Genomic DNA, 19302 nt, shown 5'->3' on the forward strand with positions numbered 1-19302 from the left:
GAAGGCATTACATCGTAATATTGGGCCTGAATTTATGATATAAACACGGCGTGAAAAATGAAAAGCAAAAATCGAAAATCAAACTCGAAAACCAAATTCGAAAACAACACTGACACGAAAAGAGACAATAGTATGAAACGCTTTACGCAACTAATGCTGAAATCGACGATTGCAGCAAGCGCCAGTTTACTGGTTCTAGGCTGCTCCATGACAGCCCAACAACACTCGATGAGTAGCATGGTAGATGTGACTCCTAATATTGAGAACATTAAGTCACATATGGGCTTTTTGGCAGACGATTTATTAGAGGGAAGAGAAACCGGTTCCCAAGGTCATGAGATTGCTTCTTTGTATATTGCTGGCGAATTTGCCAAGTACGGTTTAAAGCCTGCTGGAGACAACGGTACTTATATTCAACGCATTAATTTCCGTAAAGGTTTGCTGGTGCAAGATTCACCTAGCTTTAATGTAGAATCTAAAGGTGAAAGCTTTGCGCTAACGTATCCTGATGACTTTTTGAGTGGACCTAACTTAGTGTCTGAAGATGCTAGCGTTACTGCTCCCATTATTTTCGTGGGATACGGTATTGTTGCACCAAATCTAAACCATGACGATTACGCCGGTTTAGACGTTGAAGGCAAGATTGTACTAGCTTTATCGGGTAAGCCAGCTTCGTTTCCATCGGAAGAAGGCTCGCATGCTGCTTCAGGTACGCAAAAATCAAAGTATGCTGCAGAGCGTGGCGCAGTTGGCTACATGACAGTCACAACACCAAGCAGCGAAAAAAGACGTCCTTACAAGAATTTATTGAATTACCTATATTCTCCTAGAATGCGCTGGGTGCAAGAAGATGGTAACCCTTCAAACGTGCAGCCTGGCTTAGTGGGTAGTGCTTATCTCAGCCCGCCAGCGGCTGAAAAACTGTTTGCACTTGGGTCAACTCCTATTGCAGATGTCTTCGCGCAATTAGAAAAAGAAGAATCTCCAGTGGGGTTCGATATTCCAGCAACGGTTACCCTGAGTCGCAAAACGACCCATGAGAACCTAACTAGCCCGAATGTCGTCGGTATCTTGGAAGGCAGCGATCCCGTTTTGAAAAATGAGTATGTTGTATTTTCTGCTCACTCTGATCATATCGGTATTTCTAAATCAGTAAAGAAAGACAAAATCAATAATGGCGCAATGGACAACGCTACTGGTACATCTGTCTTAATGGAAACGGCAAGAATGTTCAGTGAGTTACCTGTGGCACCGAAACGCTCAATCATCTTCATCGCTGTCACAGGAGAAGAAAAAGGTTTGTTGGGTGCAGATTATTACGCGCGCAATCCAACGGTACCAAAGGGGAGTATGATCGCCAACGTGAACCTAGATATGCCAATTCTCACTTATGAATTTGCAGATGTGATTGCCTTTGGTGCAAATCATTCTTCTATGAAAGCATCGGTAGAGTTAGCTGCGAAAAACGCTGGATTAACATTGAGTGAAGACCCGTGGCCAGAGCAGAACTTATTTACCCGCTCTGATCACTATAGCTTCGTAAAACAGGGCATCCCAGCGGTATTCTTAGTACCTGGTTTACAATCAAAAGATCCAGAAATAGATGGCAGCAAAGTATTCAGTACTTTCTTATCTACCAACTATCACAAACCGGGTGATGATATGAGCCAACCTTTTGTATGGGAAGCGGCGAAAACCTTCACAAACGTCAACTTCCAAATTGGCCTGACTTTAGCTAACCAAGCTGAAAAGCCGACTTGGAACGAGGGCGATTTCTTCGGCGAGACCTTCGCGAAGTAAATTCAAAAACAAGTACCACCTAGGATTTTCTTAGGTGGTACCATCTTATTCTAACGGATGCCTTGACGAGCTGTCGCTTATCGCGTTTGAAAGAGCCTGTTGTCATCAAACTGTCATAAATAGTTCATGTACGGTATTATATTGTTTTGACATATAAACTTGCTGGATTATGAAATCAGTCATCTTCGACGTGTTGCACTTGTACTACTTACCTCAGTTTTTACCTGTGGCACATTGCCTTAAAAAAGCGGGATGCGAGGTATCGTTTTTACTCCATGAAGAACCTGAAATCTCCCCGATTACAAAAAAAGCCTTAGATGAAGAGGGCTTTACTTACGCAATGGTAAACGATGGGCAGGAAGCGAAAGCTTTCTATGCTAACAAGCAGCCTAGCTGGATTGTGTTTGGCAATGCACCGGATGATGCTTTCACGCAATTACAAGAGCAGGGGATCAAGTTAGCCTACATGCAACATGGCATTGGTCCAAAAGCTTGCTATTACGTCACTAGTCAATTCCCGTTTGATGTTCGTTTCGTTGAAGGCGACACCCGAAAACAGCGATTAGAAGAAATGTTTCCAAATCGTCGCTTTGAAGATGTGGGTTACGCTAAGCTCGATCCTTTATTTAGCGAAGATAAAGCATTGCAATCAGAGTTAACTCTGCAGTCTATCGGTTTAGATCCGACCAAGCCTACTGTGCTGTACGCTCCCACATTTTTTCCATCCAGCATTGAGTGTTTCCCGAAAGATTGGCCGGCAGAAATGTCCGAATACAATTTTATTATCAAGCCCCACTTTTTTAGTTTCACCAAAGCAAAGTATGCAAAACAGCGCGCCTTGCTAAATGCGTGGTCTACTTATGACAATGTGTATATTGGTCCTGTAGATTGCTATTCTCTGCTCCCGTTTATGGATCTCGCTGACCTCATGTTGTCAGAAGCTTCCTCAACAGTTTTTGAGTTTGCAGCACTCGATAAGCCAGTTGTCTGGTGTGACTTTTATAAAGTGAGATGGAGCTACCGAGGTCTGTTTAAGTTCAGAATGGGTAAACGTATGGACCAAGACTTAGCTTTATTTCATGACTTATGTGAGCAAGCAAAGAGCCCCAAAGAAGTGAAAGACAAAGTCGCTTACTGTTTAGCAAATCCCAGTGCTAAGTCAGCCTATAGAAAGAAAATTACTTTGGAAATGGCCGGTAAAACTGACGGGAAATGCAGTGACCGTATTACCGATTTTATTCTTGCGAACTAGTTAAAAACAGATTCTTGTTAATATTTGATATTGTCACAAAAGTGACATTCCTCGTTAATTTAAGCATCATCTTATTTTCATAAACTCTTGGGCTAGTGTGCGCCAAATGCGCGCAAGAGTCGGAGTGATGGATGTTAGATGTATTGTTTATAATAAAGCGAAATAGTCATGGTAAGTACTTTGCAAAGCTCTCTAAAGGCGTACGTCTTAAAACAGAAGTGAATTACTTAGGCATGCCAACCTTAGGCGCGCTATTTGGCTTGCTCCCTGCGATGAAAGCTGATCTTAATGACATTGTTGAGAAGCAAGTTGAAAAGAAATCAGTGCAGTCTCCATGGCTTTTTTCATATCGACTTTTTCGCAATCTCCACTATGTCGTGACTTACTTTTTGCAAGTTTTACGATTCGCTAAATACCATGAAATTTTCAAGCAAAAACAGCCAGCAGCTATCGCTGTTTGGAATGGCCATAAACTACCAGCCGAGACATTAGTTTACCTTGCAAAAAGTCTTAATATTAAGGTTTGGTATTTTGAGAATGGATTACTGCCTCGTACAACGACGCTCGATTGCAATGGAGTAAACGGTACTAGTTCAATCCCAAAGGATCCTCGGTTCTATTTAAATCGTGACGGGTCTTTAGCATCTTCAACGATATCGTCTCACTCATTAGTGCAGCGTAAACCGCATAAACAACGAGCAACACAAACTGAAACGAGCCTCCCTGACAATTTCATTTTCATACCCTTTCAAGTGCCAAACGATTCTCAAATTATCAGTAATTCTTCATGGATTAAAAGCATGGAGCAGTTTTATGAAGAAGTTGTGAGTGCCTTTGATGCCTATCTGAATGATGCTTTTTACCTTGTATTCAAAGAGCACCCATCGTGGCCCAAGCATTATGAGCAGTTGTATGACAAGCACCCAAACACCCTTTTTGCCAATGGAAACAACACGCAGGAGTTAATTCAGAAAGCGAAAGCGGTTGTCACCATTAATTCGACCGTTGGTCTGGAGGCATTGTTGCTTGGCAGAAAGGTTATCACCTTAGGCAGCGCTTGTTACAACGTACCGGGCTTAGTTATTCACTGCCCAAACTCAGATGTATTAGGTAAAAGAATAGCTGTTCTTGATGAGTGGGAGATGAATGAAAGCCTACGTTCGCGGTTTCTGGCTTTTCTTCAAACTGAGTATTGTATTCCAGAGCAATGGGTAGATGCGGGAACGGCCAACATTCATGCAGTTGAAAGGCGCATGAATGGACAAGATGGTTTTTTAAAAGAATTTGAAGAAGTGAGTGTCGATAACACTCACCACAAAAATTGGCTAGTTAGCTAAGTAATGGTCTTTAAAGGCTAACCAATACTCACCAAACTGTTGCGTTGGTGGACGCTCAAACTTCGTTCTCACGAACTGATTGATTTTACCGTCAACAAAACAGATAAGAATATTGGCTAACACAGCTTCGTCTACACTCAGTGTTTTGCCTTCACGCAACTTGCGCTCTCTTAGTATTTGCTTCAATTGTACTTCTAAGCGTTCGAACAATTTAGCAATGCGGTCTCGCAGGCGCTCTTGTTCGCCAAGTAATGCATCGCCGTTTAATATTCTAGTGATACCTGGGTTTTTCTCGGCAAAGCCTAAAATTAAATGCATGATCAATTGGCATCGCGTTGCGGCTTCTTTCTCTTCTTCCATAATCTTATTGATACGGGAAAAAAGTGTTTCTTCAATGAACTCGATCAAGCCTTCAAACATACGCGCTTTACTAGGAAAGTGACGGTATAAGGCGGCTTCAGAAACACCTACTTGCTCAGCAAGCTTTGCAGTTGTGATTCGTTGACCATGATTGTGTTCTAGCATTCCTGCAAGTGCTTGCAGTATTTGTGCGCGGCGGTTGGGTCTTTTTGTCGCGGGCATGAGAGTACCTATTTACTTTTTATTATTTTTGATTGCTATATTCAATATGCAACAGTGTTAGTAACTCTTTCGCTAGCGCTTTTTTGCTAGCCGGTGGTAAATCCGTTTTATTATGCTTTGTAATTACCGTTAGTGCATTTCGATCAGAATTAAAACCTAAGTCTGTTGATGATACATCATTGGCGGCAATCATATCCAAATTTTTACGCTCAAGCTTACCTCTGGCATAGGCCTCTACGTCATTTGTTTCAGCGGCAAAACCTAGGGTAAACGGTTTCTTATTTAGTGCTGCAACGGTCTTTAGAATATCAGGGTTTTGCTCAAATGAAAGCGTTAACAGCCCTTCTTTTTTCTTAACTTTGTGAGTAGGTACTTCGGCCAAACGAAAGTCGGCTACGGCTGCGCAGGCAATAAATATGTCTTGGTGGGTAATATCTCGCATTACCGAATCCAGCATGTCTTGAGCACTAACAACCTGATTGCAAACAATATTCTTCGGAGGGTTTAGGTTAACTGGGCCGGAAACCAAGGTGACTTCAGCACCTAAATCTCGTGCGACTTCAGCAAGCGCATAGCCCATTTTACCCGAGCTATGATTCGTTACATACCGCACAGGATCCAGTGCTTCTCGAGTCGGACCGGCTGTAATCATGATTTTCTTACCAGCGAAAATCTGTTCACTGGCTTGGTCTTCGAAATCATATTCGAGTAAGAATTTGACGATATCTTCTGGTTCAACCATACGACCATAGCCAATGTCACCGCAGGCTTGTTCGCCACTTGCTGGCCCAATGAAGCTTAATCCTCTTGCTTTTAGTTTTTCAGTATTTTCAAGCGTTGCTGGCGCAGCCCACATTTGTTGGTTCATGGCGGGCGCAATAATAATTGGCGCTGGTGTCGCTAAGGCGAGGGTAGTGAGCAAGTCATCAGCTAGACCGTGAGTGAGTTTAGCCATGACATTTGCGGTCGCGGGTGCTAACAAGAATACGTCTGCCCAGCGTGCTAGTTCGATGTGACCCATCGCCGCTTCAGCATCTTCGTCCAAAAGACTGTTACTAATCTTATTCCCTGAAACGGCTTGAAGTGCTAAGGGGGAAACAAACTCTTTGGCTGAATCAGTCATCACAACTCTGACATTAGCGCCTACAGCAGTCAGTTTTCTGACCAAGTCAGGTGTTTTATATGCGGCTATGCCACCACTAATACCCAGTAAAACGTTCTTTTGTTCAAGTTGCATATTTTGCTATTGAGAGTACAAGTATAGCTTGCGCTCGTTCTTCAAAGGATTGGATAAGCGCTATTGTGACAAAGAAACCAAAGGAATGGAAATATGAAAATGATGAAATGGCCAGAACATGAGAGGCCGCGAGAAAAATTATTGAAATTTGGTGCAGAAACACTATCCGATGCTGAACTGCTTGCCATTATTATCAGCACCGGTAGTAAGGGACGAAACGCTGTTGAACTTGGGCGTGAGGCATTGGCGAGGCATGGCTCTGTTCGCGCTATAGTTAGTGCAAGTAAGGCGCAATTAAGCCAAACCACTGGCTTTGGGCTAGCAAAATATGCAACCTTAAATGCTTGCTTTGAATTGACCAAACGTTCGCTAGCAGAATCACTGACAAAGCCCCAAAGTTTCACGCACGCAGAATCAGCTTCAGATTACTTATTAGCGCAACTGCAACGAAAGCCTCATGAAATCTTCGCTATGCTATTACTCGATAGCCAGCACCAACTCATTGCCTTTCGGCATATGTTTAAAGGCACAATCAACAGTGCTGCAGTGTATCCAAGAGAGCTTGTAAAACAAGCATTGGAAGATAACGCTGCAGCTGTGATTTTAGCGCATAATCATCCAAGTGGTGTGGCAGAGCCTAGCCAAGCTGATATCCAAATCACGGGCCGAATACAGCGTGCAATGGAGCTAATAGATGTGAGAGTGCTAGATCATTTTGTGATTGGAGACGGTGAGACAGTGTCTTTTGCTCAACGGGGTTTGCTATAGCTCTTTGCTTGCATGTTCTTCTTGATATTTTTTGTCTGTATGCAAATAGCGCCTATGTGATCGCGTTTCAATCTGCGTTATCATTCGTCTATTCAGTCGGCAGGAACAAATAGTATTACATGAAGAAATGGAAAATTTTTGTCATCAATTTGGCAGAGTCAAAGGATAGACTCGGGGCTTGCGCTCAACAACTAGATGATGCCGGTTTAGACTTTGAGCGTATCGAGGCAGTCAATGGCCTGTCGATGTCAGCTGAAACCTTAAGCCAACTCTATCAGTTTGCAGAGTCCGACTATTATAAAGAACTGAGCCCCGGTGAAATTGGTTGTTGTTTGAGTCATCAACAAGTCTGGAAAAAAATCATCGAAGATGAGCTTGATTTCGCAGTAGTACTAGAAGATGACTTTGTTCTACAGGATAGCGCTAGCGATGCCATCCAGACCTTGGCTGAACTTGACACATCTTGGGATATTATCAAATTAGGTGAAACGCCTATTAAGCGACGCGCTATCCATCAGATCCCCAAAAATGACTTTTCATTGGTAACCTATAATAAAGTGCCAGCCGGCACTTATGCGCAAGCAATCAGTGCCGAAGGTGCAAAGAAACTGTTAGCGTATGATGGTTTTATTCAACGCCCGATCGATATCGATATTCAATATTGGTGGGAGCGCGATCTCAAAGTGTTTGGTTTGTTGCCGTATTCAATTTTGGTTGATCGCCAAAAGTTAAGTGATATCGGTAAAAACAGCAGTCAGGATGATGCCAGAAGCCAGGCCAAAAAGAGCTTTTGGAAACAGCTCACCAGTCGACTTTATTTCTTGTTCAAAAACAAAAAAGAGCGAGCGAAACGTTTAAACCAATTAGATTAGTCATAAAAAAGCGACCCGATAGCCCTTTATTCGAACTCTTATCGCTTAAGTGATTGATATATTGTAAGTATGTTCTATATCGCCAAGTGATTTTATGAGTTCTGCAAGTGTTGCCCGTTCAAAAATAATACAATCGTTTTGAGCTGATCGTAAAAAGATCGCCCAAAAAGCAAGTTTTTGTTGAATTGGGGTGGCGTTTCCTGTATAAAATGCGCCCTCATTATTAAAGACGTTTAACAGCAATATTTGTTTGCTTGGGTTAGACGGCAAACAGTTTTTCTGGAGACAATAAGATGTCAAAAGTTTGTATAGTTACAGGTAAGCGTCCTGCAGTCGGTAACAACCGCTCACACGCTAGAAACGCGACTCGTCGTCGCTTTTTGCCAAATCTTCAAACTCACCGTTTTTGGGTTGAGAGTGAGAACCGTTTCGTGAAATTACGCTTAACTACTAAAGGTATGCGTATTATCGATAAAAAAGGCATTGATACAGTACTAGCTGATATCCGTGCTCGTGGCGAGAAAATCTAAGGAATTCCCATGAGAGATAAAATCAAATTAGTTTCATCTGCTGGTACGGGTTTCTACTACACCACAGACAAAAACAAGCGTAACATGCCTGGCAAAATGGAGATCAAAAAATACGATCCTAAAATTCGCCAGCACGTTATGTTCAAGGAAGCGAAAATCAAGTAATAAACTTGTGCTTTGTCTCCACGAGAACCCAGCTTTTGCTGGGTTTTTTGTGTTGTGAAATAAGATAAAATGTTTGATGATGTTGTTCGGACCATAAAAGGTCCAGTTATTTCTTCAATCACAGTGACTTAATTATCGGAAAGGCAAAAAGGGCAAAGCATGGCGCGTTTATCTCAAAAAGCTTGGAATAATGTCATTATTTTCGCAATGTTAGCGATGATATTTGCGCTAAATATTGGAAATTTTCAATCAGATGATGCTGACCAGCCTTTTCCTATAATTGAAGAGGGAGCGGTATTACTTAGCTTACATATCGATCAAGATATTGTTGAGAGAGCGGGTAAAGCTTGGCGTCTGAAGATGGGCTCTCCTAGTTTATCTGAATCGGCACCTGCCCCCGGTCAGCTTGCAGCATTAATCGACAATTGGACCAAGGCGCTTGTTAAGCGTCAGAGCATGGTTGATAAAGCCGCGTTTTCTACTCCCGATCACGTCATTGTTTTATGGCTTGCTGGTGAGCGCAATGGTCGGGTTATTTCCACCATCGAGCGCGAGCAGCAAACCTACATTTTGTTTAATGACGAGGTATTATTGCTCGACTTTCCAACTATCCAACAACTAACCCAGTGGTAAATCCTTCTTATGCCTGAATTACCTGAAGTTGAAGTGACCAAACTCGGTATTGCTCCATTCCTTGAGGGGAATATCATTTCGAAGATTGTGGTTCATCAGCCGCAGCTTCGTTGGTTGGTTCCCGATGAGGTGCATTTAGCCAGTCAGCAAACTATTCGATCGGTAACTCGTCGGGCTAAATATCTATTTATTAACACAGATCTAGGCGCCTTAGTCATGCATTTGGGGATGTCGGGTAAAATGCGTGTTGTTGATACAAGTTTACCCCGCAAGAAGCACGATCACATTGAGATTGAGTTGAATACGGGTAAGAAACTTGTTTTAAATGATGCTAGACGGTTTGGCTCCTGTTTGTGGCAATCTCCTGATGAAGAACCGCTAAAAATACTACGAGCGCTGGGTCCTGAGCCGCTTACTGATGACTTTAATGCTAAGCTTTTGTTCGATAAGTCACGCGGTAAGTTGTCACCAGTGAAAACTTTCATTATGGATAACGCAATTGTGGTCGGTGTGGGAAACATTTATGCCAATGAGTCTTTATTTAAATCAGGGATCGATCCACGTAGAGCTGCTGGCAAAGTGGGTTTGAAGCGTTATCAATTGCTCACCGAGAACATTAAATTAGTGTTGGCCAACGCAATTAGCCAAGGTGGAACAACGTTAAAAGACTTCGCCCAAGCTGATGGAAATCCAGGTTACTTCGCTCAACATCTTTTAGTGTACGGTCGTGCAGGCGAGGAGTGTGAGGTTTGTCAGACACCTATCCGCTCTAAAGTAATAGGGCAACGTAATACTTTTTACTGTATTCATTGCCAAAAGTAATATTATTGTTGGAGTAGACCTCAGTCTTTATCTTCTAGGCGTTTTCGCAAGGCTTCTAGTACCACCGGAGAGCAGAAGCTACTCACGTCACCATTGTGTAATGCCACTTCTTTCACCAAAGTAGATGAAATAAATGAGTTTTCTTCCGAGGGAGTCAAGAATACACTTTCCAAATCTTTATTTAATCGGCGATTCATATTAGCGAGTTGAAATTCAAATTCAAAATCTGAAACCGCACGTAAACCGCGAATTAAAATATTTGCCCCTTCCGCTTTTGCTAAGTCAGCAAGCAAGCCTGTAAAACCTTTAACCTCTACGTTAGGCAAGTCTTTGGTGATCTCTGTGACCATTGCAACCCGCTCTTCTAAACTGAACAAAGGTTGTTTATTAGGGTTATATGCTACCGCAACCATCACGTGTGAAAACATTTTGGCAGCGCGACCGATTAGGTCTGCATGACCATTCGTAATAGGATCGAAAGTACCAGGATAGATCGCTTTAATCTGTGTCATCCCTACAGCCTTGGTGTTTGATTTCGTGTGTGGAAACGAACAGTAACTGAAAGCAGACAATAATTGCAACGAAAAACCGATAAAAAGTGTTTAACTACAAGCCAATGAGTTATTATTACCTATTCGGTTTTCAGATTATTGGACTTTAATTTGACTGTAATTTTTTCACTTTTCGGGGATGCTTTTTAGTGACAGGACGCACGACATTTTTCATTTCTCTTTTTATTGCTTTATTAGCGATTGTTTCGCCAAGCAAGGCTTCACCTTGGGTAGGCACAGTAGATAAGCAGTTGCATTACGATCTTCAAACGCTTCAAGAATGGGGTTATTTAGATGCCACCGTGATCACTTACCCGGTGCCATGGAGAGGTGTTGCTGACCAAATAATGAAACTCGACATCGCTAAAATGCCGAATATTCCTAAACAGGCTGCGCAGCGTTTAGACCATTATTTGTACTTACAGAAACAGCAAAAAAGACGCACCTTTCTTGAGATCCAAGGCGCAACGAGCGAACCTCGCCTTACGTCATTGGATGGTGTCGAAGATGTGAAAGCGTCTGTCAAAATAACCAATGAATTCTATTGGCAACGTTTTAGTGCGCAACTCAGCGTAAATTACCAATCGGGTGGTAAAAAGAATCTAGATAACAGTTTCTTAGCATACCAATTTGGAGAGTGGAATTTGCGTGCGGGCGCAATCGACCAGTGGTGGGGGCCCGGTCAATCGAGCAGTCTAATTTTATCGAATAACGCACGGCCAATCCCAACATTAGCACTGAGCCGCTCAAGTGCTACACGTTCTGAAAGCCCTTGGCTCTCGTGGTTAGGTCCTTGGTATTTAACTAGCCAAATCGGGCGCTTGGAAGAAGACCGAGCAGTGCCTAACACAAACTTATTACTTAACCGTTTTACCTTCAGCCCGTTAAAGCGCCTTGAAATTGGTGCATCTTGGGCAGTAATGTGGGGAGGCGAGGGCAATCCCAGTGGGTTGAGTGCGCTGCTCGACGTTGTCACATTCCAAGAAGTCTGCCTTCGCCGTGAAAGCTGCACTAAAGACCAGCTGACGAAAGCAGGCAATCATTTAGCCGGATATGATATCAAATATAGTTTCGAAGTATTCAATCGTCCTATCTCTATTTATGCACAACGCATCGGTGAAGATTCAAAAAGCGGTATTCGCATCACCGATAACGCAAACTTAGTTGGTTTATCGACTTATATTGGCAACGCAAAAGTGTACTTGGAAACGAGCGATACTAATATTTCTTGTGGTGGTGACGATGATACCAGTGTGAATTGTTTCTATGAAAATGGGACCTATTCAAGCGGATATCGATACCGAAACAGAGTTATTGGAAGCACTTTTGATAGTGACGCAAAGCAACTCACGCTTGGCACGAATATACGCTTTGAGGGTGGCGCTTTAGCTGAGGTTATTTTGCGTGTTGCTGAGCTGAACAAAGATGGGACAAGACCTTCTCCTGTGTTAACGGATGCAGTGACTGAAGACTTGGTACAAGTGAGTGGGTTTTACCAAAGACCCTTTGGAAATTGGTTGTTAAAAGCAGGTGGAAGTATCGAATCACGAGACCTTGTCGACCAAGGCAGCGAAGTTGACGCCTTGCTTTATCTTAACGCTACTTACGCGTTTGATTAAGGTTTTGACATAAGCCAAATTGCTGACCTCCTTTTTGGAAGGAAATTTGGGGATAAACACTGACGATAAAACACTCAGTTGTATATATTCTGCTTGTGGTCTATTCTTGAGCAAATAAGATTGTTAGTGATCACTATAATTTATGATGTGGTGGTTGAAAGCTTTACTCCTGAGGAGATCCAGCTTGAGAGTTGCTCCATTACCGCCTAACGAAAAAGACCGAATTTCGGTATTACAGAAGTTAAATATTTTAGATTCGGAAAAAGAAGAGCGCTTTGATCGAATTACCCGCTTAGCCGCAAGTATTTGCAGGTGCCAATTCTCTACGATCTCATTTATCGACGCTGATCGACAATGGTTTAAGTCCGACGTTAACCTTGGGCTCAATGAAACCCCTCGCTCATCTTCTTTTTGCTCTCATACCATTCTCAGAAATGACATCTTTATTATTCCAGACACCCTCAATAACGAAGATTTCAATAACAACCCATTTGTTATCAATGCGCCTTTTATTCGATTTTATGCGGGTGTTAAGATTTCTATTGAGGGTCATCATATTGGTTCGCTTTGTGTTTTTGACACCAAACCGGGGACTTTGAGTGATGAGCAAGTTCGAGCGCTTAAGGATCTTGTCACGATTGTTGAAGATGAATTAAATAAAGACAGGGCGTTGAGTACGCAATTATTAGGCCTTAGACTACAAAAGAAGCTTGAAGAAACGCAGAAATTAGCGCGTGTTAGAGATGTTTTGTTAGAAAAGGTGGTTAGTTCATTCTCGCTACAGCCGGTTCTTGAAGAGATTGTGACTGCGGTAGAACAAGAATACGTCGGACAATATTGCAGTATTTTGTTGCTAGATGGCACGCGCTTATTGCTAGGGGCTGGGCCCTCATTACCTCAGTTCTATAACGAGGCTATCCACGGTGTTGAAATCGGTGTAGGTCAAGGTTCATGCGGTACTACAGCGTTCACAGGTAAACGGACGGTGGTAGATAATGTCAGCACACATCCTTATTGGACAGATTGGGCCTCTATCGCGGAAAAAGCTGGATTGGCAGCCTGCTGGTCAGAACCTATAAAATCTGCTGATGGCAAAGTTTTAGGTACCTTCGCTATTTACCATTCAACTCCAACACTGCCAACAGCAGAAGAACTCAACAGAATAGAGCAGTTCGCACATGTTGCCAGTATTGCAATTGAACGTTATCACGCAAGTGAGCTTATCTGGCGTCAAGCCAATTTAGATGAACTCACTATGCTTCCAAATAGAAGCGTAATGCAGAAACACTTGAAGCGCGCCTTAGCGGCAGCGAATAGCAATGGAACATTAGTCGCTGTTATGTTTATCGATTTAGATAACTTTAAAGATATTAACGATACTTTGGGCCATAGCACTGGTGACGATCTACTGATAGCGTGTTCGAAACGAATAAAGAGCTCTATTGCTCAAAAAGATATAGTAGCTCGCTTGGGTGGTGATGAGTTTATTGTAATATTGAATGATATTACTCAAGTATCTGACATTGACACTGTAGCCAACAAGCTCATCGAAAAAATAAGCCAAGGATTTCAGCTGCAAGATGAGTTTGTTTACACTACCGCCAGTATTGGTATCACCGTCTACCCAAATGATTCTAACAATGTTTCGAGCCTCTTAAAAAATGCAGATCAGGCCATGTACGGAGCGAAAGCGATAGGCAAAAACAAGTACCATTACTATACCAAAAGTATGCGAGAGCAGGCCTTAAAACGCGTCACTTTGATCAGTGACATGCGTAACGCAATCAAGAATGAAGAGTTTTTTGTGTTGTACCAGCCTATATATGACTTGAAGACAGGGAAAATAACCAAAGCAGAAGCTTTGATTCGTTGGCAACACCCGACTCATGGCGTAGTTAGCCCCTATGACTTTATCCCTTTAGCTGAGGAAACCGGCCTAATTAATGAAATAAGTGATTGGGTTTTTGAGCAAGTTTGCAAAAACATTTGTTATTGGCGCCAGCACTATTTACCGGAATTACAAGTCTGTATCAATACATCGCCAATGCAGTATGTAGACACAGAAAATGGAATTGCTACTTGGTTAGAGCATCTTCGGAAGTCGGAAATATCCCCGCAAGCTATTGTGTTAGAAATAACTGAGCGTTTGCTGATGAGTGCTGACCATACAGTTTCTGATATATTAGCTCAATTTCGAGCTGCGGGTGTGCAAGTAGCTCTTGATGACTTTGGTACCGGTTATTCTTCTATCTCCTACTTACAAAAATTTACAACAGACATTATAAAAATAGATAAGTCATTTGTACATTCGATAAATGACTCCAAGATCAATAGAACCCTGTGTGAGATAATCATCATGTTGGGGAAAAAACTAAACCTACAAGTTGTCGCTGAGGGAATTGAAACTAGCGAACAGAATGAGATCCTACAGGCTTTGCAATGCGATTTTGCACAAGGCTATTTATTTTCTAAACCGATAGAGCCTGAGGAATTAACGGCCTTATTGCGCGATTCAAGCTGATTGATAACCTTGAGTAAACCAGTGCCAGTTTTCTTCGCTGAAGAAATACTGGTCCTGTTTATTGCATTGCTTGTCGAGTGAACGTCTGAAGCGAGCCAAGTTTTCTATTTTCCAATTTTCACCTTTTCTCTCTTTGCAGCCATCAAAATCAAGAATGAATACTTTTGTCATCCCGATTTTATCTAACTCTTTGCTATTCATATTTGCCTGCAAAAGCAGGTTTTTCACGTTGAGGTCGGTGTGGCAAACTTGAGCGTTGTGCAGGAGCTTAATGGTTTTGCCTATCTCCAACCAAATAGGTTTGTCTAAGCTGGTTTGCATTAAAAGCTGATGCAACTCCTGAGATTCTTCAATAGCGCCAGTAATAATATCAGCGCTATAACTAAGCCCTCTTCTTTGTACTTTCGCCGCCAAGGGCTTTGGTACGTTCAATCCGGCATTAAATAACTTGCAGAGCATTGATAGCTCTCTGTAAGGGCGAGTTTGTTGTATGCCGGTAAAAACAAAATTATCGTCAGTGAGTTTAGCTACCATGCCGCCGCGGAAATAATGTCTCAGTACACACTTTTCATCCATGGCTTCAAAAAAATAAACCATACCTCGACCAGATGCGGTTTCGCTCACTAAACCTTCAGAAACTAACCAGTCTGGCTGAAAAAGCTGCAGGTATTTCGCCACGTTGATATCTAGAGAGCCGCGCACAATATCACGTTGCCAGTGACTATCTCTCACTAGCATCAGCTGTTCATCGGGGTTAATAGAGTATAGTTCTATCATATTGATATTTACCAAGCGCTCTGTAAAAGCTTAGGATTTGGTGTAACATAACAAAAAAAACGACATTTCGCCTTACGGATTTCATTTGAGCCAAGCTTTTCAACTCTGTATTTTACGACTTTCTGCTATTGGAGACGTTTGTCACGCCGTGGCAATGGTGACTCGCATACGAAAACATCGCCCTGATATTAAAATTACCTGGATCATCGGAAAGGTCGAATATCAACTTCTCAAGGGGATGCAAGGTGTTGAATTTATCGTCTATGACAAAAAAGCAGGTAAGCAAGCGAAAGAAAGCGTAAAAGAAGCACTCGGTGATAGAGTCTTCGATGCACTGTTTGTGATGCAAGTTGCCCTTCGTGCGAATTTATTATCCAAAGTCATAAAAGCGAAAAGACGCATTGGTTTTGATTGGAAGCGCAGTAAAGAAGGTCATCGATTCTTCACTAATGAACGTATCGCTCCTCAACGCTACGCCCATGTCCTAGAGGGGTTTATGGGTTTTGCTGATGCGATAGGCATTCCCAAAGATCCAGAGCCTAGTTGGGATATGCCGTTGTCTGAAAGCGACTGGCAATGGGCAAGAGAGCAAACCCAGCATCTTGGCAAGTATATCGTGATTAGTCCCGCGGCGTCGAAGGCAGAAAGGAATTGGACTGTACACGGTTACGTAGCTGTAGCTGAGTACTTAAGCGAGAAAGATTACAAGGTAGTGCTGTGCGGTGGCCCCGGTCCTTTAGACGCTGAAATTTCTGCTAAAATAAAAGAACAAAGTCAGCATATCGATCTTGACCTCGTTGGAAAAACAAGTTTAAAACAAATGTTAGCATTGCTTGCAGATGCTCAATTAGTGATTGCGCCAGATACTGGGCCGGCACATATGGCAACCGCCATGGGCACTCGCGTTATTGGCTTATATGCCCATAGCAACTACCGACGTACCGGGCCATACTTATCGCAAGACTACGTGGGCTCTGTCTATGAAGTGAATATAAAAGAGCAAAAGGGCAAAGAGTGGGTTTATTTACCTTGGGGAACACGCGCTAAAGGTAAAGATTTAATGACGCATTTACTGGTACAAACAGTGTTGAAAAAGGTGGATTTAGCCCTTCGTCACCTAGACACATAGAGCACAATACTGGACAATGCGCGAGTCTAAGAACATGCAACCTGAGGGTAATCTATGTCACAAGGTTTTATCTCACACATTCAAGCGCAATTGGATGCCACTAAAGCAGATGGTTTATACAAAAATGAGCGCGTAATCACGTCACAACAACATGCCGACATTAAAGTCGCAGGTGGCGATGACGTTATCAACTTCTGCGCGAATAACTACCTTGGTTTAGCCAACCATCCAGACCTTATCGCGGCAGCGAAAGCTGGCTTAGATTCTCATGGTTTTGGCGTTGCATCTGTTCGTTTTATTTGCGGCACGCAAGATATACACAAAGAACTTGAGCAAAAAATCAGTGAATTCTTAGGTACAGAAGATACCATTCTCTATCCCTCTTGCTTTGACGCGAATGGTGGTTTGTTTGAAACCGTTCTCGAAAAGGAAGATGCGGTTATTTCCGATGCATTAAATCACGCCAGTATCATTGATGGTGTACGCCTGAGTAAAGCCATGCGCTATCGTTATGCAAGTAATGATATGGCAGCGCTTGAAGAACAGCTAATCAAAGCGACAGAGGATGGCGCACGCTTTAAGTTGATCGCAACTGATGGTGTGTTTTCAATGGACGGCGTTATTGCTGATTTGAAAGGTATTTGTGACCTTGCTGATAAATACGATGCGATGGTCATGGTCGATGATTGCCATGCTACCGGTTTCGTTGGTGAAAACGGCAAAGGTAGTCATGAGTACTGCGATGTTATGGGCCGAGTGGATATATTAACAGGTACCTTAGGTAAAGCGCTCGGTGGTGCATCTGGTGGTTATACTTCAGGTAAAAAAGAAGTGATTGATTGGTTGCGTCAACGTTCACGTCCTTACTTATTTTCTAACTCTGTTGCGCCTCCTATCGTATCAGCCTCGTTGAAAGTATTCGATATGATGGCAAACGGTAAAGACCTTCGCGATGCATTGATCCGAAACTCTTTGCACTTCAGAACTCGCATGGAAGATGCTGGTTTTACACTTTCGGGCAAAGATCACGCCATCATCCCTGTCATGTTAGGCGATGCAAAACTTGCCAGTGTCATGGCTGAAAAAATGTTAGAGCGTGGTATCTACGTGGTTGGTTTTTCTTTCCCAGTCGTACCTAAGGGCAAGGCAAGAATCCGCACACAAATGTCGGCAGCTCATTCTATTGCTCACATTGATAAAGCGGTAGACGCATTTATTGAAGTTGGTAAAGAATTAGGAGTGATTTAATGAATTCTCCCGCTAACCCTCAGCAAATGAAATCACTTGCTAAGCTGCATCGCGAGCCTGGTATATGGATGGCTGATAACCCGGTGCCTGAAATTGGCCCGAATGACTTATTAATTAAGATCCGCAAAACCGCGATTTGTGGTACCGACATGCACATCTTTAATTGGGATGAATGGTCGCAACAGACTATTCCAGTGCCTATGATTGTTGGTCACGAGTATGTAGGTGAAGTAGTCAAGATTGGGCAAGAAGTCGCTGGTTTTACCCTAGGTGACAGAGTGTCGGGTGAAGGGCATATTACCTGTGGTCATTGCCGAAACTGTCGTGCTGGACGCCGCCACTTATGCCGCAACACAACCGGCGTTGGTGTAAACCGTCAAGGTGCGTTTGCGGAGTATCTTGTGATACCTGCATTCAATGCATTTAAAATTCCTGCCAATATCAGTGATGATATGGCGGCGATTTTTGACCCGTTTGGCAATGCTGTTCACACTGCTTTGTCTTTCGATTTAGTCGGTGAAGATGTACTGATCACGGGTGCTGGTCCGATTGGGATTATGGCGGCTGCTGTTGCAAAACATGTTGGTGCTCGTCATGTGGTGATTACTGATATTAATGACTATCGTCTTGATTTAGCCAAAAAGATGGGCGCAAGCCGTGTGGTGAATGTGGCGTCAGAAAACCTTAAAGACGTGATGAACGAACTCGGCATGACAGAAGGGTTTGATATTGGACTCGAAATGTCGGGCGTGCCAAGCGCATTTCGTGACATGTTAGATAAAATGAACCATGGTGGCAAAATTGCCATGTTAGGTATTCCACCACAAGATGTCGCCGTGGATTGGAACCAAGTGATATTCAAAGGACTCACGATCAAAGGCATATACGGCCGAGAAATGTTTGAAACTTGGTATAAAATGGTCAGTCTATTACAAAGTGGTCTGGATCTTTCGCCAATTATCACTCACCAGTTTGGCATAGATGATTTTGCGAAAGGCTTTGAAACCATGGGCTCTGGGCGTTCAGGTAAGGTATTATTAAACTGGCAGGCCGATTAGTCGAACCCAAGAAAAATAAAGGTGTTATATGGAACAGTTTGCACACATTTCGATCGTAGACACAAAAGCAAAGCTTGATGAAGGCAGCGCTAAGATTGTAGACATTCGTGACGATCAATCGTTTGAGCAGGCTCATATTCCCGGTTCAATCCAATTGAATAATGGCAGCATTGCTCAGTTTATGAATGAGAATGACTTTGATACGCCAGTAGTCGTGGTCTGCTACCATGGACACAGCTCTCAACAAGCAGCCCAATACCTTCTGCATCAAGGCTTTGAGGAAGTATATAGTATGGACGGCGGTTTTGAGATGTGGCGACAACAGTTTCCCATTGAAGCTGGCGATCGCTCTTGAGTTTTCCCGAGCCGAATAAATCCGGGGGGGCACCTCCTTGGTTGCA

19 protein-coding genes are annotated in these 19302 nt (G+C 42.9%); 15 read left to right on the plus strand and 4 right to left on the minus strand.

Going from position 1 to position 19302, the window contains the following annotated elements; genetic code table 11:
- The first annotated feature begins 153 nt into the window (after window positions 1–153).
- The 3 genes from RM544_RS05375 to RM544_RS05385 all read left to right on the plus strand — a co-directional run bounded on the left by RM544_RS05375 (window position 154) and on the right by RM544_RS05385 (window position 4389).
- Window positions 154–1800 carry a M28 family metallopeptidase gene (locus tag RM544_RS05375; protein WP_311361333.1) on the plus strand — a complete coding sequence of 549 codons (1647 nt, stop codon included), beginning with the start codon at window positions 154–156 and terminating at the stop codon, window positions 1798–1800.
- A 169-nt stretch (window positions 1801–1969) separates the two neighbouring features.
- A complete protein-coding gene (locus RM544_RS05380; protein ID WP_311360753.1) occupies window positions 1970–3052 on the plus strand; it encodes a CDP-glycerol glycerophosphotransferase family protein in 1083 nt (360 codons plus the stop codon).
- Window positions 3053–3183: 131 nt separating this feature from the next.
- Complete coding sequence (locus RM544_RS05385) at window positions 3184–4389, plus strand: capsular polysaccharide export protein, LipB/KpsS family (protein WP_311360754.1); 1206 nt, start codon at window positions 3184–3186, stop codon at window positions 4387–4389.
- On the opposite strand, the gene slmA is transcribed toward RM544_RS05385, so the two are convergent.
- Together slmA and coaBC are read right to left on the minus strand one after the other, a co-directional pair.
- Window positions 4378–4971 (minus strand): nucleoid occlusion factor SlmA, encoded by a 594-nt coding sequence (gene slmA, locus RM544_RS05390; RefSeq protein WP_311360755.1) that lies wholly within the window; start codon window positions 4969–4971, stop codon window positions 4378–4380. The genes RM544_RS05385 and slmA overlap by 12 nt on opposite strands.
- A 22-nt stretch (window positions 4972–4993) precedes the next feature.
- Window positions 4994–6208 (minus strand): bifunctional phosphopantothenoylcysteine decarboxylase/phosphopantothenate--cysteine ligase CoaBC, encoded by a 1215-nt coding sequence (gene coaBC, locus RM544_RS05395; RefSeq protein ID WP_311360756.1) that lies wholly within the window; start codon window positions 6206–6208, stop codon window positions 4994–4996.
- 93 nt (window positions 6209–6301) lie between these two features.
- Between coaBC and radC the strand changes: the two genes are divergently transcribed.
- The 6 genes from radC (at window position 6302) to mutM (ending at window position 9998) form a co-directional block, all read left to right on the plus strand.
- Window positions 6302–6976 (plus strand): RadC family protein, encoded by a 675-nt coding sequence (radC, locus tag RM544_RS05400; RefSeq protein WP_311360757.1) that lies wholly within the window; start codon window positions 6302–6304, stop codon window positions 6974–6976.
- Window positions 6977–7095: 119 nt separating this feature from the next.
- Window positions 7096–7848: a glycosyltransferase family 25 protein gene (locus tag RM544_RS05405; RefSeq protein ID WP_311360758.1), complete on the plus strand. Its 753-nt coding sequence runs from the start codon at window positions 7096–7098 to the stop codon at window positions 7846–7848.
- Between the two features lie 293 nt (window positions 7849–8141).
- On the plus strand, window positions 8142–8378 hold the full coding sequence (gene rpmB / locus RM544_RS05410; protein ID WP_311360759.1) for a 50S ribosomal protein L28: 237 nt from the start codon (window positions 8142–8144) through the stop codon (window positions 8376–8378).
- 9 nt (window positions 8379–8387) lie between these two features.
- Window positions 8388–8543: a 50S ribosomal protein L33 gene (gene rpmG / locus RM544_RS05415; RefSeq protein WP_311360760.1), complete on the plus strand. Its 156-nt coding sequence runs from the start codon at window positions 8388–8390 to the stop codon at window positions 8541–8543.
- Between the two features lie 159 nt (window positions 8544–8702).
- On the plus strand, window positions 8703–9176 hold the full coding sequence (locus tag RM544_RS05420; RefSeq protein WP_311360761.1) for a hypothetical protein: 474 nt from the start codon (window positions 8703–8705) through the stop codon (window positions 9174–9176).
- A 9-nt stretch (window positions 9177–9185) separates the two neighbouring features.
- Window positions 9186–9998: a bifunctional DNA-formamidopyrimidine glycosylase/DNA-(apurinic or apyrimidinic site) lyase gene (gene mutM / locus RM544_RS05425; protein WP_311360762.1), complete on the plus strand. Its 813-nt coding sequence runs from the start codon at window positions 9186–9188 to the stop codon at window positions 9996–9998.
- Between the two features lie 20 nt (window positions 9999–10018).
- On the opposite strand, the gene coaD is transcribed toward mutM, so the two are convergent.
- Entirely contained in the window at window positions 10019–10510 is a 492-nt protein-coding gene (coaD, locus tag RM544_RS05430) for a pantetheine-phosphate adenylyltransferase (RefSeq protein ID WP_311360763.1), read from the minus strand.
- Window positions 10511–10698: 188 nt separating this feature from the next.
- On the opposite strand from coaD, the gene RM544_RS05435 reads away from it, so the two are divergent.
- Both RM544_RS05435 and RM544_RS05440 read left to right on the plus strand, forming a co-directional pair.
- Entirely contained in the window at window positions 10699–12168 is a 1470-nt protein-coding gene (locus tag RM544_RS05435; RefSeq protein ID WP_311360764.1) for a capsule assembly Wzi family protein, read from the plus strand.
- A 184-nt stretch (window positions 12169–12352) separates the two neighbouring features.
- Window positions 12353–14689 (plus strand): bifunctional diguanylate cyclase/phosphodiesterase, encoded by a 2337-nt coding sequence (locus RM544_RS05440; protein WP_311360765.1) that lies wholly within the window; start codon window positions 12353–12355, stop codon window positions 14687–14689.
- Here RM544_RS05440 and RM544_RS05445 read toward each other — a convergent pair.
- Window positions 14681–15466 (minus strand): 3-deoxy-D-manno-octulosonic acid kinase, encoded by a 786-nt coding sequence (locus RM544_RS05445; RefSeq protein ID WP_311360766.1) that lies wholly within the window; start codon window positions 15464–15466, stop codon window positions 14681–14683. The two genes, RM544_RS05440 and RM544_RS05445, sit on opposite strands and share 9 nt — an antisense overlap.
- 85 nt (window positions 15467–15551) lie before the next feature.
- Between RM544_RS05445 and RM544_RS05450 the strand changes: the two genes are divergently transcribed.
- Genes RM544_RS05450 through glpE form a run of 4 tightly spaced genes read left to right on the plus strand, consistent with a single transcriptional unit; the run spans window position 15552 to window position 19256 of the window.
- On the plus strand, window positions 15552–16595 hold the full coding sequence (locus RM544_RS05450) for a glycosyltransferase family 9 protein (protein ID WP_311360767.1): 1044 nt from the start codon (window positions 15552–15554) through the stop codon (window positions 16593–16595).
- A 54-nt stretch (window positions 16596–16649) separates the two neighbouring features.
- A complete protein-coding gene (locus RM544_RS05455) occupies window positions 16650–17843 on the plus strand; it encodes a glycine C-acetyltransferase (protein WP_311360768.1) in 1194 nt (397 codons plus the stop codon).
- Between the two features lie 26 nt (window positions 17844–17869).
- The gene (gene tdh / locus RM544_RS05460; RefSeq protein WP_311361334.1) at window positions 17870–18901 is read left to right on the plus strand and encodes an L-threonine 3-dehydrogenase; all 1032 of its coding nucleotides are present in this window, start codon (window positions 17870–17872) and stop codon (window positions 18899–18901) included.
- A 28-nt stretch (window positions 18902–18929) separates the two neighbouring features.
- Window positions 18930–19256 carry a thiosulfate sulfurtransferase GlpE gene (gene glpE, locus RM544_RS05465; RefSeq protein ID WP_311360769.1) on the plus strand — a complete coding sequence of 109 codons (327 nt, stop codon included), beginning with the start codon at window positions 18930–18932 and terminating at the stop codon, window positions 19254–19256.
- Window positions 19257–19302: the final 46 nt, after the last annotated feature.

It is taken from the genome of Brumicola blandensis (genome assembly GCF_031846165.1).
Lineage (GTDB): Bacteria > Pseudomonadota > Gammaproteobacteria > Enterobacterales > Alteromonadaceae > Glaciecola > Glaciecola blandensis.

What these genes read in the sequence shown, in the direction of transcription:
- tdh (WP_311361334.1), top strand. Translation starts at nt 17,870, where the DNA reads ATGAAATCACTTGCTAAGCTGCATCGCGAGCCTGGTATATGGATGGCT.
- RM544_RS05445 (WP_311360766.1), bottom strand. Translation starts at nt 15,466, where the DNA reads ATGATAGAACTATACTCTATTAACCCCGATGAACAGCTGATGCTAGTG.
- RM544_RS05455 (WP_311360768.1), top strand. Translation starts at nt 16,650, where the DNA reads ATGTCACAAGGTTTTATCTCACACATTCAAGCGCAATTGGATGCCACT.
- rpmB (WP_311360759.1), top strand. Translation starts at nt 8,142, where the DNA reads ATGTCAAAAGTTTGTATAGTTACAGGTAAGCGTCCTGCAGTCGGTAAC.
- RM544_RS05380 (WP_311360753.1), top strand. Translation starts at nt 1,970, where the DNA reads ATGAAATCAGTCATCTTCGACGTGTTGCACTTGTACTACTTACCTCAG.
- slmA (WP_311360755.1), bottom strand. Translation starts at nt 4,971, where the DNA reads ATGCCCGCGACAAAAAGACCCAACCGCCGCGCACAAATACTGCAAGCA.
- coaD (WP_311360763.1), bottom strand. Translation starts at nt 10,510, where the DNA reads ATGACACAGATTAAAGCGATCTATCCTGGTACTTTCGATCCTATTACG.
- RM544_RS05420 (WP_311360761.1), top strand. Translation starts at nt 8,703, where the DNA reads ATGGCGCGTTTATCTCAAAAAGCTTGGAATAATGTCATTATTTTCGCA.
- coaBC (WP_311360756.1), bottom strand. Translation starts at nt 6,208, where the DNA reads ATGCAACTTGAACAAAAGAACGTTTTACTGGGTATTAGTGGTGGCATA.
- mutM (WP_311360762.1), top strand. Translation starts at nt 9,186, where the DNA reads ATGCCTGAATTACCTGAAGTTGAAGTGACCAAACTCGGTATTGCTCCA.
- RM544_RS05405 (WP_311360758.1), top strand. Translation starts at nt 7,096, where the DNA reads ATGAAGAAATGGAAAATTTTTGTCATCAATTTGGCAGAGTCAAAGGAT.
- rpmG (WP_311360760.1), top strand. Translation starts at nt 8,388, where the DNA reads ATGAGAGATAAAATCAAATTAGTTTCATCTGCTGGTACGGGTTTCTAC.
- glpE (WP_311360769.1), top strand. Translation starts at nt 18,930, where the DNA reads ATGGAACAGTTTGCACACATTTCGATCGTAGACACAAAAGCAAAGCTT.
- RM544_RS05385 (WP_311360754.1), top strand. Translation starts at nt 3,184, where the DNA reads ATGTTAGATGTATTGTTTATAATAAAGCGAAATAGTCATGGTAAGTAC.
- radC (WP_311360757.1), top strand. Translation starts at nt 6,302, where the DNA reads ATGAAAATGATGAAATGGCCAGAACATGAGAGGCCGCGAGAAAAATTA.
- RM544_RS05375 (WP_311361333.1), top strand. Translation starts at nt 154, where the DNA reads ATGCTGAAATCGACGATTGCAGCAAGCGCCAGTTTACTGGTTCTAGGC.